Below are 14,809 nucleotides of genomic sequence, written 5' to 3' on the forward strand. Positions count from 1 at the left end.
AGTACTTAGCAGTAAATGCCCTTGTCGCCACGATGAGTGAATTCGTTGTAATCACGGTAGTTGTCGAAATCGACAGGACCGGTGCAACCCGCTACGGCGACGCCGTCACGGACTTTCCATTGTTCTGCAGGCTTGTTTTCTTGTTCCTGTTTCGCAGCCAGTTTGAATGCGAACAGTTTTGCTTCTTTTTGATCTGCCATTTCCATATCCTTAAAAGATTATTGAAATACTTACAGTCTCCTTTTGCAGCAAGCCAATAGTAGGAGCTTGTATAGACGTTGTCAACTTTAATACCAAATAAGTAAACGTTCTTTTAAAAGCACATATCTGCATCATTTTTGCGCTTTTTTGCGCACACGCAAGCCTTGCGCCTTGAAATGCGGCAGGGTCGTCCCTATAATTGGCACTCGTTCCAAGGGAGTGCTAACAGCGCTCTCGGCCAAACTTTCCGCCACAGCAACATGTTGGTGTGGCAACAAACTGTACCATTGTTAATTTAAGGAGTTTTGTATGAACCTTCGCCCTTTGAACGATCGCGTAATCGTCAAACGCCTCGACCAGGAAACCAAAACTGCGTCCGGCCTGATCATCCCTGATGCTGCCGCTGAAAAACCGGATCAAGGCGAAGTCCTCGCCGTTGGCAATGGCAAGATTCTGGAAGACGGCAAAGTCCGTCCGCTGGATGTCAAAGTAGGCGACCGCGTTCTGTTCGGCAAATACGCTGGCCAGACCGTCAAAGTTGACGGTCAAGAACTGATGGTCATGCGCGAAGAAGACATCATGGCAATCGTCGTCAAGTAATTGACACGCACGTTTGCACTCGTACTCACCTAATTCTGGAGAAACAACATGGCAGCTAAAGAAGTAATTTTCGGCGACGCAGCGCGCGCCAAAATGGTTGAGGGCGTCAACGTCCTGGCCAACGCAGTGAAAGTCACCCTGGGCCCTAAAGGCCGCAACGTTGTGCTGGAGCGTTCCTTCGGCGCCCCTACCGTCACCAAGGACGGCGTGTCGGTCGCTAAAGAAGTCGAACTGAAAGACAAGCTGCAAAACATGGGCGCGCAGATGGTCAAGGAAGTTGCTTCCCGCACCAGCGACAACGCCGGCGACGGCACCACCACCGCCACCGTGCTGGCACAAGCCATCGTGCGCGAAGGCATGAAGTTCGTTGCCGCCGGCATGAACCCGATGGACCTGAAGCGCGGCATCGACAAGGCAGTTGCTGCCACCGTCGAGCAGATCGCCATCATCGCCCGTCCATGCACCACCACCAAGGAAATCGCCCAGGTTGGTTCGATCTCCGCCAACTCGGATTCGTCGATCGGCGACCGCATCGCTGAAGCGATGGAAAAAGTCGGCAAAGAAGGCGTCATCACCGTGGAAGACGGCAAGTCGCTGAACGACGAGCTGGACATCGTTGAAGGTATGCAGTTCGACCGCGGCTACCTGTCGCCATACTTCATCAACAACCAAGAGAAGCAAGTTGCGATTCTGGACAATCCATTCGTCCTGCTGTGCGACAAGAAAATCTCGAACATCCGCGATCTGCTGCCGGTACTGGAACAAGTCGCTAAAGCCGGCCGTCCACTGCTGATCATCGCTGAAGACATCGAAGGCGAAGCACTGGCAACCCTGGTTGTGAACAACATCCGCGGCATCCTGAAAACCTGCGCAGTCAAAGCCCCAGGCTTCGGCGACCGTCGCAAGGCCATGCTGGAAGACATCGCGATCCTGACCGGCGGTCAAGTGGTTGCTGAAGAAGTCGGCATGACCCTGGAAAAAATCACCCTGGAAGAACTGGGCCAGGCCAAGCGTATCGAAATCGGCAAGGAAAACACCATCGTTATCGACGGTGCTGGCCGCGCTGAAGGCATCGAAGGCCGCGTCAAGCAAATCCGCGTGCAGATCGAAGAAGCGACCTCGGACTACGACCGTGAAAAACTGCAAGAGCGCGTGGCCAAGCTGGCCGGCGGCGTTGCCGTGATCAAAGTCGGTGCAGCCACCGAAGTTGAAATGAAAGAGAAGAAAGCCCGCGTTGAAGATGCACTGCACGCTACCCGCGCTGCCGTGGAAGAAGGCATCGTGCCAGGCGGCGGCGTAGCCCTGCTGCGCGCTCGTGCCGCTCTGAACGTCAAAGGCGACAACCCGGACCAGGACGCAGGTATCAAGATCGTTCTGCGCGCCATGGAAGAGCCACTGCGCATGATCGTTCAAAACGCCGGCGAAGAAGCTTCGGTGGTGGTTGCAGCGGTTCTGGCTGGCAAAGGTAACTACGGTTACAACGCTGCCAACGGCACCTACGGCGACATGGTTGAAATGGGCGTTCTGGACCCAGCTAAAGTCACCCGCTCGGCACTGCAAAACGCAGCATCGATCGCTGGCCTGATGCTGACCACCGATTGCATGATCGCTGAAGTCACCGAAGACAAAGCTGCCGGCGGCATGGGCGGTATGGGTGGCATGGGCGGCATGGGCGGTATGGACGGCATGATGTAATTGCCGGCATAAGCCTCGCTGTACAAGAAAGCCAGCTTCTTCGGAAGCTGGCTTTTTTTATTTACTTGCAGGTCGCAGTCACGTTGATGAAGTTGGTAAAGTTCGGGGTGGTGTCGTTCGTCCCTGTGTTGTTCGCCAGGGTGCAGGTCTGCCCTGTCGGATTGAGCGATACCGTGACGTTATAGCTGGCGCCGTGCAGCATCAGCGGCGAATACGATTGCGCAAACACGCTCAGGCCGTTGGCGCTCGCTTTCAGGATATTGCCCTGGGCGTCGGCGAAGCTGACCGAGCCACCGGCCGCCAGGCCCGACACCGTCACCCCCACGTTGTATGCCAACAGCGCGATCGCAGCGGGCTGGCACGTCACGGCGACATTGCTGATATCGCCTCCGTCCTGGGCAATCGTGCCCGCGTCATTGGCGACCTTGCAGTCGTTGCCGTTCGGATTGGCAAACAGCGTGACGCTATACGGCGCGCCCGCCGCCACCGGATTGGCAAACTTAAAGCTGCTGCTCGCCTTGACGGCGATCGTCTCCGCATTGTTATTGACCAGCAGCAGAGTGCTGTTGGCCGACAGGCCGGCAATACTGCCGGAGATGGTGGCCGATTTCGGTGTCACCGGCGCGGATGGCGCCGTCGAACCGCCGCCACCGCAACCGGCCATGGAAACCGCCGCCAATAAAGCCACTACTCTGAATTTACGCATGTGATCTTTCCGAGATATTTTGAGCCTGAAGAATATCATTTAAACAAAATAGAAAATTACACCAATTATTGCCAGCAGGGCCGTTCGATTGAAAAGTTAAAATTGATCTAAATACAAGTTATCCCTACAATCGACGTTCTTCAACTATCTTCAGACGGGACCGACATGCGTGCTTATCGCCTTCTTCCATTGCTGCTGTGCGCCGGCGTCGTTCACGCCCAGATGCCGGTCAAGGACACCGTCAAGAACGGCAAGGATCACCCGCTGCTGTCGCGATTTGAAGGGTCGAAGATGGTGGGCTACGGCCTCAAGGAATTCGACGAAGTGATGCTGCCCGCCGGCAAACGCGTCGAGAGCAAGGATGGCCAGATGGCGTTCGACAGCAAGCTGCTGTTGGAAGGCAAGTACACCCGCATGGCCTACAACTTCCCGCGCGAACGTTCGGCGCTGGAAGTGATGCGCAACTACCAGGCGGCGCTGGAAAAGGCCGGACTGAAAACCGTGTTCGCCTGCGCCAAGGAAACCTGCGGCAGAGGCTTCGGCGACTTCTTCCTTGAGAAGCGCGTCGGCGATCATTTCATCCAGGGTGCCGAAGCCAGCTGGGATCCATTCAACTATGGCCGCAACGACGAGCGCTACCTGCTGGCCAAAGGCACGCGGCCGGACGGTTCGCTGGTCCACGTCGGCGTGTACTCGGTGGCGCCGGTGCAGGACAAGCTCGGCGGCATCTATGTCGAAATCGTTGAAGCCAAGGCGATGGAAGGCGGCAAGGTGTCCGCCAACCTGAACGCGGCGGATATGGCCAAGGGCATCGCGGCCGATGGCAAGGTGGCCGTGTACGGCGTGTTCTTCGACACCGACAAGACCGACGTCAAGCCGGAATCGAAAGACGCGCTGGCCGAGATGGCCAAGCTGTTGCAGCAGGATGCCAAGCTGAAGCTGTACGTGGTCGGCCATACCGACAGCCAGGGCGCGCTGGCGCACAACCTGGAGCTGTCGCAGAAACGGGCCGAGTCGGTCATCAAGGTGCTGGCGGCGGAGTACAAGGTCGATGCCAAGCGGCTGAGCGCCAAGGGCGTGGCGTCGTACTCGCCGGCGGCGTCGAACGATGCGGAAGCCGGACGTGAAAAGAACCGCCGGGTCGAACTGGTGAAACAGTAAAGCGATCCCGGCCAAGCTGGGCCTGGCCTAGTCGCTGCTCGTGATTCCCATGCTGGCCATGACTCTTGCCGCATTGTCCTTGCAATCAATGTCGGCAGGCCTGGAATCGATCAGCTGAATCAGCGAGCGGAGATGGGCTTTGTTTTGAGCCAGCCGCACTTCCAATGACTCGATGTCGGCAATCTTCTTTTTGAGCGCCGCCATCAGCTCATCATGCCTCCACGAAGAAATGTCTTCTGGCAGAACTTGCTTGATCTCTTCAAGCGAGAAACCTGCCTTTTGCGCGTCATTGATGATGGCAAGCAGAGCTACAGCCTCCAGTGGATAGTCCCGATAACCGTTGGACTGGCGGTTGACCGCCTTCAACAGCCCTTTCGATTCATAGAACCGAATGGTTGATGCCGCTATTCCGCTGCGTTTGGCTAGTTCACCGATTTTCATTGCTACCTACCTCATATGGGCTGCCGTGTCTGGGATTTGCGCTCCTGGCGCAGCCTACTATAAGGTTAAAGCCCAGTTGAAGGTCAAGCAATTCATGATACCGAGCCCGGATTCCAAAATTGTTTGGATTGGGGCTTGACCTTGAAGTTAGCTTAAAGCTTATTGTCGAGTCATTGTCATTCAGGAGGTCGCAATGAATCCCTTTAGTGAGCTTGCTTTACCTAACGGCACCATCATTCAGAATCGCTTGGCCAAAGCGGCGATGGAGGAAAACATGGCCGACGCAAACCAGGCCCCCTCGGATGGCCTGATTCGGCTGTATCAATCGTGGGCGGAAGGTGGCGTCGGCTTGATCATTACCGGCAATGTGATGATAGACCGCCGGGCAATGACGGGGCCCGGTGGCGTGGTTCTTGAGTCGGAAAAATTTGCTCCCCGCTTCAAGGAATGGGCCAGCACGGCGCGTTCTCATGGCGCTCAAGTCTGGATGCAGATTAACCACCCGGGGCGCCAGATGCCCGCCGCGCTTGGACAAGAAACGATAGCGCCATCGGCCATCGCAATGGACCTTGGCAATCTGTCCAGTCAGTTTTCCACACCGCGAGAGATGAGCGAAAACGACATTGCCGATGTGAAGCGCAGATTCGTCAGGACTGCGCAATTGGCAAAGGAATTTGGTTTCAACGGCGTGGAAGTTCATGCCGCGCATGGCTATCTGATCAGCCAGTTCCTGTCTCCGATCACCAATAAACGCACTGACCACTGGGGTGGCTCCCTTGAAAACCGAGCCAGGCTGCTGATCGATATTGTCAAAGAAATTCGGCAAGCCGTGGGCAAGGAATTCGCCGTCGCCATCAAAATCAACTCGGCGGACTTTCAGCGGGGTGGCTTCAGTACCGACGACGCAAAAGAAGTCGTTGCCATGCTCAACCCATTGGCGGTGGATCTGATTGAACTTTCCGGTGGCAGCTACGAGGCCCCGGCGATGAATGGACTGGCTCGCGATGGAAAGACGCTAGCCCGTGAGGCGTACTTCCTGGAGTTTGCCAAGGACATAGCCACCGTGGCGGAAATGCCGATCATGGTCACTGGTGGCATACGCCGCTACCCGATCGCGGAAGAAGTCCTGAACAGCGGCATCGATATGGTAGGCATGGGAACCGCCCTCGCGCTCAATCCGCAATTGCCTGAAGCCTGGCGCTCGGACCGGACGGCGACCACGATGCTGCGCGCCGTCACATGGAAAAACAAGGTCATGGCTTCCGCGGCCCACATGGCGATGGTGAAGCACCAGCTGCGCCGCCTCAGCAGAGGGAAATCTTCCAACCCCAATATCCCGCCTGTTTTGGCGCTGCTCGAACAGCGACTGCAAACCAGAATTCAAAACAAAAAATATCGCCGCCGGATGAACAGCTCTCCGGTGCTGTGAACGGGCGCGTCGAATAATTTTTTCCACTTTTAAGGTGTAGAGCATGAATATCCAAAAAACCGCGGCAGTCTCGGGATTGATCTTGAGTTCCGTTGGAGCTCCTTCATGGGCTCAGAATTTAACTGAACCCAAGCAGGTTCTCATTCACATTGGCGGTCATGATGTGCCCGTGGTTGCGGGCGGTCTGTATGACCGCTTTCGCTCCAACCCTCCGTTGTCCGTGATCGCCTCGGAAGCTCCGGACGTCGACCTCAGCTGGTTCAAGGGTATCAAGAAGGAAAAGGTCGACATCGGTTTCGAATCGTATTCACCAAACTTCTACTACAAGAACCGCAAGATTACCGCTGTGTTCACGGCAAATCTCGACCGCTTGCGCGAGCTGATGCCGGAGAAGATCCTGCAGGAAGTTCAACCGCTGCAGATCTGGCCGGGGCGTGGCGTGGTCGCGTTGACCGCTTACACCTACGATTACTGCGACAACGACAGCTATAGCGAGATTTCGCTCTCCATCGTTACGAACAAGCCCGGCAAATCGAGCTTTGGCCCGCTTACGCTAATGAACCAAGCATCCTCTGGCGATTTCTGGGGCTATGTACTGAAGCTCCCGGTGAATACCGAACTCGCCAGGGTGAGAGGGGTCGTCGGCTACAACCTGCCGAAATGGCGGACGGGCATTGAACTCAAGGAAACGGACAAGTCATTTTCTTTCACTGTAACGGACAGCGACTCGGGCGAAATAGATTTCGTTTTTGAAGGCAAGAAGTTAAGCGACGTGTCGCATGAAGCTGAACTGGTGAAGAGTAGCTTCACCAACATCGACCAGGATGGGCAACTGACATTTGGCTATGCGATTTCGAAACAGCTTACGCATGCTTCCAGTACGAGTTCCGACGCGGTGAATTTGAAACTCAGTGACGGCAGCTTCTCGACATACCTCAAGTCGCTCAAACTGGGGAAGATGATGAAGTACGAATATGTCCCAGAATTCCAGAGTGCGCTCTATGCCCCCAAGGCATTGAAAGATCTTCCTGCGGACATGTGACTGTCGTTGTGAGCCAGCGGTGGAAGCTACAACGCGATCAGCGATGCGGCTTCCATTCTTCGCAATAGTTCCTTGCCTCTGGCCTCGTCGTATCCTTCCATGCGCGTGATCATTGTATCCATTGCCGCCCCGGCGTTGCGGATATAGGCTTCGGCAGTCTTCCGGTCCAGATCGTCAATGGGCATATGCTCTGCTTCTTCGATGGCGGCCAGAATCGCCCGGGTTAGATTGATGCTTTCCGTTGTGGGTGGGTTGGACGGTCCATCAAAGAAAATATCGCGCTGCTGCTCTTCGGGTAAGCCGGCCTGGTCCAAAGCTCGCATGCAATAATAAATTACAGCGAACGCCGTATCCTCAGGTGCTGTCTCGACATAAGTAAGAATGTCCATGACTGACTCCGATTCATAGTTCAATCGCATCAAAGAGATTTCTTGGCAAACTCTCGATGATGTACTCTTCAGAGAAAAGACTGGCTCGCTGTGCCACCGTCACAGCATTTAACATGGCGGTGACTGGCGCCCCTGGAATCACCAGCATGAGGGGCTTAAAATTGGCAGGTTGAGCCAACCGTATCAACTTTAATATTTCCCTGTACTGAGAAGCTCCAATCATACCTTGATGTAGCCGGCTGGCTGCGCCGCGCTGAATGCCAGCACGGACTGTATTTATTCTGGACGAATGCAAGTCCAATGCCTCCACATCTTTCATGAGGCTCCAATAAAGCGCACGCGGATTTGAGCTTGGCGGTACCGAGTTGTAGGGATTTAATCTCGACGGCGGGTCGAAGTAATGCGTACACCAGACATAGTGGATCTCGTTATAAAGCCACTGGCTGATCTCATAGGCGATCAATGTCACGCATGAATAATAAATGTCCTTGTTGTTCATTTCGCCGCCTCCGCCATCGAGCTCCGCAATCCCTGGATGGCAGATGTAGCATGGGGCGGAGGGATACGGTCTGAGCGCACTCAAAGGTGCGCTCGCCTGATCAGGCGTCGCGGTACTCGGCTTCCAGCTCCTCGCGGCGCGGGGTGTCGGCGATATGCAGGATCAGTGTTTCGCGCAATTCGTGCGCGGGGTGCACGGCGCGGTGCTGGGCGAACCAGAATACTTCGCTCAGTTCTTCATCCTCGTGCCAGGTCGTCACGACGTGCTGTTCTTCGGGAACGTCTTCGTAATTAGTAGCTTCGAGATAAGCATCGTCAATAGCGTCATGCCATTGCTCGCACTCCTTGCCCCACGCCAGCGCATACGCGCAGCCAGCGGCGACCAGCGCGCGGCTGGTTTCCCACATCGTCATCTCCGCTACGTCGGCCTCGACCACCAGCACGGCTTTGAATTGCGACAGGCCTTCCAGCGCGGGAAGGTCGCTGTCGGGAGTGAGGTGTAAATAGCGGATGACTGGTTTCTGCATGATGGGACCATTGATATCGAGTCCCGAATTTTAACAGGCAGGGACGCTGCTAGCCGAAGCGCGCGGCGGGTACGCCCGCCACGTCCACCCGCACGGCGAACAGCGCGCCGGTCAGCGGAAACTCCTGCAACTGCTCCGGCGTATTGTCCTCGCGCGCGGTGGTGATGTACAAGGTCTTCAGATCATCGCCGCCGAAGGTGCACGAGGCGGGATTACGCACCGGCACGCGTATCGTCTCCAGCAGCTCGCCGTCGGCCGAGTAGCGGCAGACGCGGCCACCGCCCCACTGCGCGATCCAGACGCAGCCTTCGCTATCGACCGTCATGCCATCCGGCGAACCTTCACCGTCGCCGAACTGGCGCCACAGTTGCGGCGTACCCAGCGTGCCATCTGCCGCCAAAGAATAGGCGTAGATGCGGCCTTCGTAGCTGTCGGTGTGGTACATGGTGGCGCCATCAACGCTGAAGGCCGGGCCATTGCAGATGTGGTAGCCCTCGTCGGCCGCCGTCAGCGACAGATCGTGGTCCAGTCGGAACAGCTTGCCGATGGCCTGGGCGTAATCGGTGTTGTGCATGGAACCGGCCCAGATGCGGCCGGCCTGATCGACCTTGGCGTCGTTCATGCGCAAGCCGCTGCCGACGGCGAACGGACGCGCCAGGTATTCGATGCGCAACTCTGGCTCCAGCCACACGCGGGCGATGCCGTCGCGCAGGCCGGCCATGAAACCGTCGCCGTCGCGGCGCGCGATCAGCCAGCACATGTAGTCGGGCATGGCCCAGCTGCGGCGCTGGCCGCTGACCACGTCCAGCGCATGCAGGTTCTGGCTTTTCAGGTCGACAAAGTACAGCCGATTTTGTTCCGCCACCCACAGCGGGCCTTCGCCCAGTTGCGCGCGGACTTCCCAGATACATTGCACTTCATGCTGGCTCATCAAATTAACTCCGAATGTCGAATCCGCCATCATACGGCCAATGCGCGCCACTTGCTCACGTAAGCGGCGGCGCGCTGGCCCAGTTCGTCCAGACTGACGCCAGGCGTGTACAACTGGCCGCCGATGCCGAAGCCGGTGGCGCCTGCACGCACCCAGCCTTCCATATTGTCCGGCGTGATGCCGCCGACCGGCCACATCGGCGTACCGGCGGGCACCACGCTATTGAAAGCCTTCAAGCCGTTGTGGCCGACCATGTCGGCCGGGAACAGCTTGAGCGCGTGGGCGCCGGCGTCGAGCGCGGCAAACGCTTCGGTCGGCGTGGCGACGCCGGGCGCGCAGTACATGCCCAGGTCGGCAGCGCGGCGGATCGCGGCGGGATTGCAGTTCGGCGAAACCAGCAGGCGGCCGCCCGCTTCATACACGGCTTCGACGTGGCCGACGTTGAGCATGGTGCCGCCGCCGATCAACGTGTCCGGCAATTGTTCCTTGACCAGCGCGGCGATGCATTCGAGCGCGCCGGGACGGTTCAGCGGCACTTCCAGCGCGCGGAAGCCGGCCTGGTGCAGCACCTTGCCGACGGCGACCGCCTCCGCAGGTTGCAGGCCGCGCAGAATGGCGACCAGCGGAACGGTGGGATGGGATGGAGTCATGTTCAAGCCTGGTTGATGAATTGGGAAATCGCGGTGCAATACACGCGATGCGGATCGAGCACTTCGCACTGCAAGCCGAAGTGTGCGGCGGCCACCGCATAGCGGGCGGCCAGCGCCGGCGAGCCGATGACGGTGATGCGGGCCGCACCGCCGGCCTGCTCCAGTGCGCGGGCGGCGGCGGAGAATTCGGCGCCGATCAACAGGCCGCTGACCACGGCCGGGGCCTGCGCCGCCGGTGCGCTGCGCGAGACCACGCCGGCCCGCACGCGGAACAGCGTGTTCGACAGCGGCTCGTTGCGGCCGGCCTGGCTCAGGCCGATGGCATAGCCTTCCGCGTCCGAGGCATCGCCGCCCATCATGGACGACAGCGTGCCACCGGCCGACAGCATGGCGAACAGCTCGCCTGTCATGTAGGTGGACATAGCCTGGATCAAGCCATCGCGCAGCAGCACCCATTTGCTGTGGGTGCCCGGCAGCACCAGCCAGCCGTCGCGATGGCCGAGCGCGACCGCGCCCAGCAACTGCGTCTCCTCGCCGCGCATGACATCAACGGCAGCGCCGCTGCGATAGCAATAACCGGGGACGATGCGGCAGCGGCCGGCCCAGTCGGCATCAGCCACCGGCACCAAGTGGGCGGGCAGGCGCTGCAACGGCACGGCGCTGTCCAGATAGGGAACTTCCTGCCAGCCCGAAGCGCTGCCGACCATGCCGGACATGATGACCGGCACCTCCGCGCCTACCCCCATGGTCGCCAGCAATCCGGCCAGCGAAGCGCCGAAGCGCTCGCGGCCGCCAACCGCCAGCATGCCCTGGCCATCCTCGTGTTCGGCCAGACAGGCGCCGTGTTCATCGATCAGATACGCGCGACGGTTGCTCGTGCCCCAGTCTATCCCCAGTATATTTTTGTCCACTATGCAGTCCTTAACCGATACTGCCGTCATGGTACGAAAAAGCCGCCCCCGCCTCCAATGAATTATCTCGCCCGACTAATATCAAAAAGATATAGCCAGAGGCCGCTGAGGCCGGTAAAAGTTGCCCCTTAGATGCCTTTGGTTTAGTATGACCGCAACAAAATTGCCCAGGCCTCCCCGTTTATGGAATCTCGCACCCCGTCCACCCGAAATCTGTTCATTGCAGGCGCCGTTGCCGGTGTGCTGCTGCTGGGCGGGGGTGTCTATTTCGCCAACATGACGCCGGCCGAATCGCAGGTCTTGCCGGCCCAGGCCAAGCTGCCGGCCAGCGCCAGCGGATCGGCGTCGGCATCGACCTCCGCTTCGGCGACGGTCGCGCCGCGTGCCGCCGTCAATGCGGCGCAGCCGGCTTCGGCCGAGGCGCAGCATCTGCGCACCAAGGAACAGGCCGCCGCAGCCCTGATGGCGCTGCCGGAACTGCAAGCCTGGTCGGCCATCGTGGAGAAAAACTCGGGCGGAAAATCGCACGGGGCGCTGATCGAATACGACCCGGCCCCGCGCAAACTGAACGGCAAGAGCTACTGGCAGTTCAGCTTTGTGGAAAACAGCAGCGATGCGGCGCAGCGCTGGGAAAGCTTCCTGGTCTCGTCGAGCGACGAGGAAATCCTGGTGGAAGACGCCAGCACCGACGAAGTCATCAGCCTGGCGCGCTGGCGCCGTGAAAAACACCCCGCCAAGCGCACCGGCATCGACGGTTAAGCGGCTTTCTGCTCCACCACCGGCGCGGCCTTCGCGGCTGCGCCCACCTGCCCTATCCACAGTACCGAGAACAAGGTCAGCCCGGCTGCGATCCAGCCGTTCAGGCCGTAGCCGACGATATGGCCGGCCGCATCGGTATGCAGCGTCAAGCCGCCCAGCAACGCACCGACACCACTCCCCACTTGCTGGATCGCCGAATTGGAGCTGAGGAAGGCGCCACGCTTGGCCGGATCCGGCACCGTCGTCATCAAGGCCTGCATCGGGATGTTGCGGCCCGAGATGGCCGTGATAAAGAACGGGAAGAACAGGATCACCGCCACCAGCGGCATCACCGGCATATGCGTGATGAACATGATCGGCAGGATGGAGAACAGCGCGACATAGCGATACATGCGGTGCGCGCCGACGCGGTCCGACCATTTGCCGATCAGGCGCGCGCTGAACAGCGTGGCCGCGCCGCCGGCCAGGTAGACAAAGGTGATGTCGGCCGGCTGCACGCCGATGTTACTGACCAGCACAGGCGAGATGAAGGGAATCACCAGCATGCCCGTCATCATGTTAATGCCCGACAGCAGGAAGGCCTTCAGATGGCCGCGCACGCGGTACAAACCAATCAGGTTCGGCAGCACTTCGGAAAGCGGCACGCGCCGCGTCAAATGGCCGTTCAGCGATGGCAGCACGCGCCAGGCGCCGAACCAGATCAGCAGCGAAAACACCACCAGCAGATAAAACGGCGAAGCCCAGCCATAGTGCGCGGCCAGCATCACGCCGGTCGGCACGCCGGCCACGGCGGCCAGGCTGAACGAGGTCATCACGATGCCGGTGGCGGCGCCACGGCGATGGGCCGGAATCAGGTCGCCGATGATGGCCATGATGATGGAGGCCAGCACGCCGCCGGTCAGGCCGGCAAACGCGCGCGACAGCACCAGCACATGGAAGTTGGGCGCCACCGCGCAAGCCAGGTTGGACAAGGTGAACAGCGCGAACATCGCCAGCAGCAGGCGCTTGCGGTCGAAGCGGTCGATATACATCGAGGCCAGCAGGCCGGACAGGCCTGCGCACCATGCGTAGGCCGACACCGCGCCGGACACGGCCGCAGGCTCGATGGAGAAGGCGCGCATCAGCTGCGGCGCCAGCGGCATCATCACCATGAAGTCCATGATGACGGTGAACTGCGTCAGCGCCAGCAGCCACAGCACGATGCGCTCGCGGGCTTCCGGCAGCGGCAGCGTCAAAGGGGAATTTGCTTGCATATTATTGTGCTCCTTTTCTGGGGCGGTTAGAGGTTGTTTCAAAATGAGCGCAGCGAGGCGCGGCGACGAAGACAGTGCGCCTGCACGGCGAGGAGCCGCAACGAAGCTGCGGTCTTTTTGAGACAACCTCTTAGTCCAGCGCCAGGATTTCGGCGGTAGTGCGGCGCAGGATGGCGCGTATCAGCTCCAGCTTGGCGGCGCTGGGATGGTTCTCCTGCCCTTGCGCGATGACGGCATGCTTGAGCTCATGCATGATGGTGCGCAGGTCGTCGCGCGACTCGGCCGGATCGCTCATGCGGGCCACGATGGCGTCGACGAACTGGCGGTTCTCGGCCAGGAAGGCTTCGCCTTCGGGCGTGATGGTGTGCAGCTTCTTGTTGCCGTCTGCGGTGGCGACCACGTGGCCCATGTCCAGCAGCATCGACAGCAGCGGATAGATGGCACCCGGGCTCGGCGTGTAGCCGCCGCCGGAACGCTGCTCCAGCTCCTTGATGATCTCATAGCCGTGGCGCGGCTTTTCCGCGATCAGCTGCAGCACGATGTAGCGCATGGCGCCGGCGTCGAACATCTTCGGACCACGGCCACGGCCGCCACCGCCGCGATGGTGGTGATGGTCGCCATGCATGGCGTGATGGCGATGTTGATGATGTAAAAATCTAAACATTCTCGAACTCCTTACGATATGATAAGTTAAGATATAACTTATTGAGATATATCTTAACTTGTTTACGGAAGAGTTCAAGGACTTTTTTGTATAATTTTTGTGCTTGACCTTCACGCCACGTCAGAGTTCACCATCCGTCCATGCTCACAGTAAAACAACTTTCCAAGCTGACCGGCGTCACCACCCGGACCCTGCACTACTACGACGAGATCGGCTTGCTGAAGCCATCGCGCGTCGGCGACAACGGTTATCGCTACTACGGCGAGGCGGCGCAGCTGCGCTTGCAGCAGATCCTGTTCTACCGGGAGCTGGACGTGCCGCTGGCGGAGATACGCAAGCTGATGGACCGGGACGATTTCGATGTCATGGCAGCCCTGCTCAGTCACAAGGAAGCGTTGCGCAATCAAAGCGAGCGGCTGCAAGGCTTGATTGCGACTGTGGACAACACCATCCTCCACTTGCAAGGAAAACAGATCATGAACAGCGAAAGTTTATTCTCGGGCTTGAACAAGCCGGAGCAGCAGGCATATGCGCAGGAAGCGGAGCAGCGTTACGACGCCGCCACCGTCAAGGCGTCCAACAAACAATGGGGCGCGTACAGCAAGGCCAAGCAGGACGCCATCATGGCGGAAGGGAATACTGTTTATACCGATATGGTGGTGGCCATGCCGCAGGGAGCGGACAGCGCGGCGGTGCAGGCCATCGTGCAGCGCTGGCGGGATCATATGGAGTATTTCTGGGTGCCGCAGGTGGAGCAACTGACCGGCCTGGCCGCCATTTACTCCGAGGATCCGCGCTTCAAAGCCAACTTCGACAAGATCCACCCCGAGCTGGCGACGTTCATGCTGCAGGCGGTGCAGCACTACGTCCGGGGTCAAGTCTGACATTTGGACACGAGCTCTACCGTGGCAGCTGCTACGGTAGAGCTCGTGTCCAAATGTCAGACTTGACC

At 58.9% G+C, this 14,809-nt stretch carries 18 protein-coding genes; 7 read left to right on the top strand and 11 right to left on the bottom strand.

The window, feature by feature from the left end; translation table 11 throughout:
* Positions 1-5: 5 nt before the first annotated feature.
* Complete coding sequence (locus GEV02_RS18805) at positions 6-200, bottom strand: hypothetical protein (RefSeq protein ID WP_152839409.1); 195 nt, start codon at positions 198-200, stop codon at positions 6-8.
* A gap of 310 nt (positions 201-510) precedes the next feature.
* On the opposite strand from GEV02_RS18805, the gene groES reads away from it, so the two are divergent.
* Both groES and groL read left to right on the top strand, forming a co-directional pair.
* A complete protein-coding gene (groES, locus tag GEV02_RS18810; protein WP_008451606.1) occupies positions 511-801 on the top strand; it encodes a co-chaperone GroES in 291 nt (96 codons plus the stop codon).
* Positions 802-849: 48 nt separating this feature from the next.
* Positions 850-2,496: a chaperonin GroEL gene (groL, locus tag GEV02_RS18815; protein ID WP_008451608.1), complete on the top strand. Its 1,647-nt coding sequence runs from the start codon at positions 850-852 to the stop codon at positions 2,494-2,496.
* Positions 2,497-2,557: 61 nt separating this feature from the next.
* On the opposite strand, the gene GEV02_RS18820 is transcribed toward groL, so the two are convergent.
* Entirely contained in the window at positions 2,558-3,202 is a 645-nt protein-coding gene (locus GEV02_RS18820) for a hypothetical protein (RefSeq protein ID WP_152839410.1), read from the bottom strand.
* Positions 3,203-3,367: 165 nt separating this feature from the next.
* Here GEV02_RS18820 and GEV02_RS18825 point away from each other — a divergent pair, with 165 nt between their 5' ends.
* The gene (locus tag GEV02_RS18825) at positions 3,368-4,363 is read left to right on the top strand and encodes an OmpA family protein (RefSeq protein ID WP_152839411.1); all 996 of its coding nucleotides are present in this window, start codon (positions 3,368-3,370) and stop codon (positions 4,361-4,363) included.
* 27 nt (positions 4,364-4,390) lie between these two features.
* Here GEV02_RS18825 and GEV02_RS18830 read toward each other — a convergent pair whose 3' ends face one another.
* Positions 4,391-4,804 carry a MerR family transcriptional regulator gene (locus GEV02_RS18830; RefSeq protein ID WP_152806255.1) on the bottom strand — a complete coding sequence of 138 codons (414 nt, stop codon included), beginning with the start codon at positions 4,802-4,804 and terminating at the stop codon, positions 4,391-4,393.
* Between the two features lie 193 nt (positions 4,805-4,997).
* Here GEV02_RS18830 and GEV02_RS18835 point away from each other — a divergent pair, with 193 nt between their 5' ends.
* Both GEV02_RS18835 and GEV02_RS18840 read left to right on the top strand, forming a co-directional pair.
* Complete coding sequence (locus tag GEV02_RS18835) at positions 4,998-6,233, top strand: NADH:flavin oxidoreductase/NADH oxidase family protein (protein ID WP_152839412.1); 1,236 nt, start codon at positions 4,998-5,000, stop codon at positions 6,231-6,233.
* A 43-nt stretch (positions 6,234-6,276) separates the two neighbouring features.
* Positions 6,277-7,275 carry an acetoacetate decarboxylase (ADC) gene (locus tag GEV02_RS18840; protein WP_152839413.1) on the top strand — a complete coding sequence of 333 codons (999 nt, stop codon included), beginning with the start codon at positions 6,277-6,279 and terminating at the stop codon, positions 7,273-7,275.
* A 26-nt stretch (positions 7,276-7,301) separates the two neighbouring features.
* Here the strand turns inward: GEV02_RS18840 and GEV02_RS18845 are convergent, their stop codons facing one another.
* The 6 genes from GEV02_RS18845 to GEV02_RS18870 all read right to left on the bottom strand — a co-directional run bounded on the left by GEV02_RS18845 (position 7,302) and on the right by GEV02_RS18870 (position 11,181).
* Entirely contained in the window at positions 7,302-7,664 is a 363-nt protein-coding gene (locus tag GEV02_RS18845) for a hypothetical protein (RefSeq protein ID WP_152806261.1), read from the bottom strand.
* A 13-nt stretch (positions 7,665-7,677) separates the two neighbouring features.
* Positions 7,678-8,163, bottom strand: coding sequence for a hypothetical protein (locus GEV02_RS18850; protein ID WP_152839414.1), 486 nt, complete (start codon positions 8,161-8,163; stop codon positions 7,678-7,680).
* 100 nt (positions 8,164-8,263) lie between these two features.
* Positions 8,264-8,689 carry a DUF7684 family protein gene (locus GEV02_RS18855; protein WP_152839415.1) on the bottom strand — a complete coding sequence of 142 codons (426 nt, stop codon included), beginning with the start codon at positions 8,687-8,689 and terminating at the stop codon, positions 8,264-8,266.
* A gap of 49 nt (positions 8,690-8,738) precedes the next feature.
* Entirely contained in the window at positions 8,739-9,620 is an 882-nt protein-coding gene (locus GEV02_RS18860) for an SMP-30/gluconolactonase/LRE family protein (RefSeq protein ID WP_152839416.1), read from the bottom strand.
* Positions 9,621-9,649: 29 nt separating this feature from the next.
* Positions 9,650-10,270: a 2-dehydro-3-deoxy-6-phosphogalactonate aldolase gene (locus GEV02_RS18865; RefSeq protein WP_152839417.1), complete on the bottom strand. Its 621-nt coding sequence runs from the start codon at positions 10,268-10,270 to the stop codon at positions 9,650-9,652.
* Positions 10,271-10,272: 2 nt separating this feature from the next.
* Entirely contained in the window at positions 10,273-11,181 is a 909-nt protein-coding gene (locus GEV02_RS18870) for a 2-dehydro-3-deoxygalactonokinase (RefSeq protein WP_328595855.1), read from the bottom strand.
* 183 nt (positions 11,182-11,364) lie between these two features.
* Here GEV02_RS18870 and GEV02_RS33345 point away from each other — a divergent pair, with 183 nt between their 5' ends.
* Complete coding sequence (locus GEV02_RS33345; RefSeq protein ID WP_235922831.1) at positions 11,365-11,940, top strand: hypothetical protein; 576 nt, start codon at positions 11,365-11,367, stop codon at positions 11,938-11,940.
* Here GEV02_RS33345 and GEV02_RS18880 read toward each other — a convergent pair.
* Together GEV02_RS18880 and GEV02_RS18885 are read right to left on the bottom strand one after the other, a co-directional pair.
* On the bottom strand, positions 11,937-13,193 hold the full coding sequence (locus GEV02_RS18880; RefSeq protein ID WP_152839419.1) for an MFS transporter: 1,257 nt from the start codon (positions 13,191-13,193) through the stop codon (positions 11,937-11,939). The two genes, GEV02_RS33345 and GEV02_RS18880, sit on opposite strands and share 4 nt — an antisense overlap.
* Before the next feature lie 130 nt (positions 13,194-13,323).
* Positions 13,324-13,857 carry a PadR family transcriptional regulator gene (locus GEV02_RS18885; RefSeq protein ID WP_008451621.1) on the bottom strand — a complete coding sequence of 178 codons (534 nt, stop codon included), beginning with the start codon at positions 13,855-13,857 and terminating at the stop codon, positions 13,324-13,326.
* 140 nt (positions 13,858-13,997) lie between these two features.
* Between GEV02_RS18885 and GEV02_RS18890 the strand changes: the two genes are divergently transcribed.
* The gene (locus GEV02_RS18890; protein ID WP_152839420.1) at positions 13,998-14,741 is read left to right on the top strand and encodes a MerR family transcriptional regulator; all 744 of its coding nucleotides are present in this window, start codon (positions 13,998-14,000) and stop codon (positions 14,739-14,741) included.
* The last annotated feature ends 68 nt before the right edge of the window (positions 14,742-14,809 follow it).

The sequence above is a fragment of the Rugamonas aquatica genome, from assembly GCF_009380215.1.
GTDB lineage: Bacteria > Pseudomonadota > Gammaproteobacteria > Burkholderiales > Burkholderiaceae_D > Rugamonas > Rugamonas aquatica_B.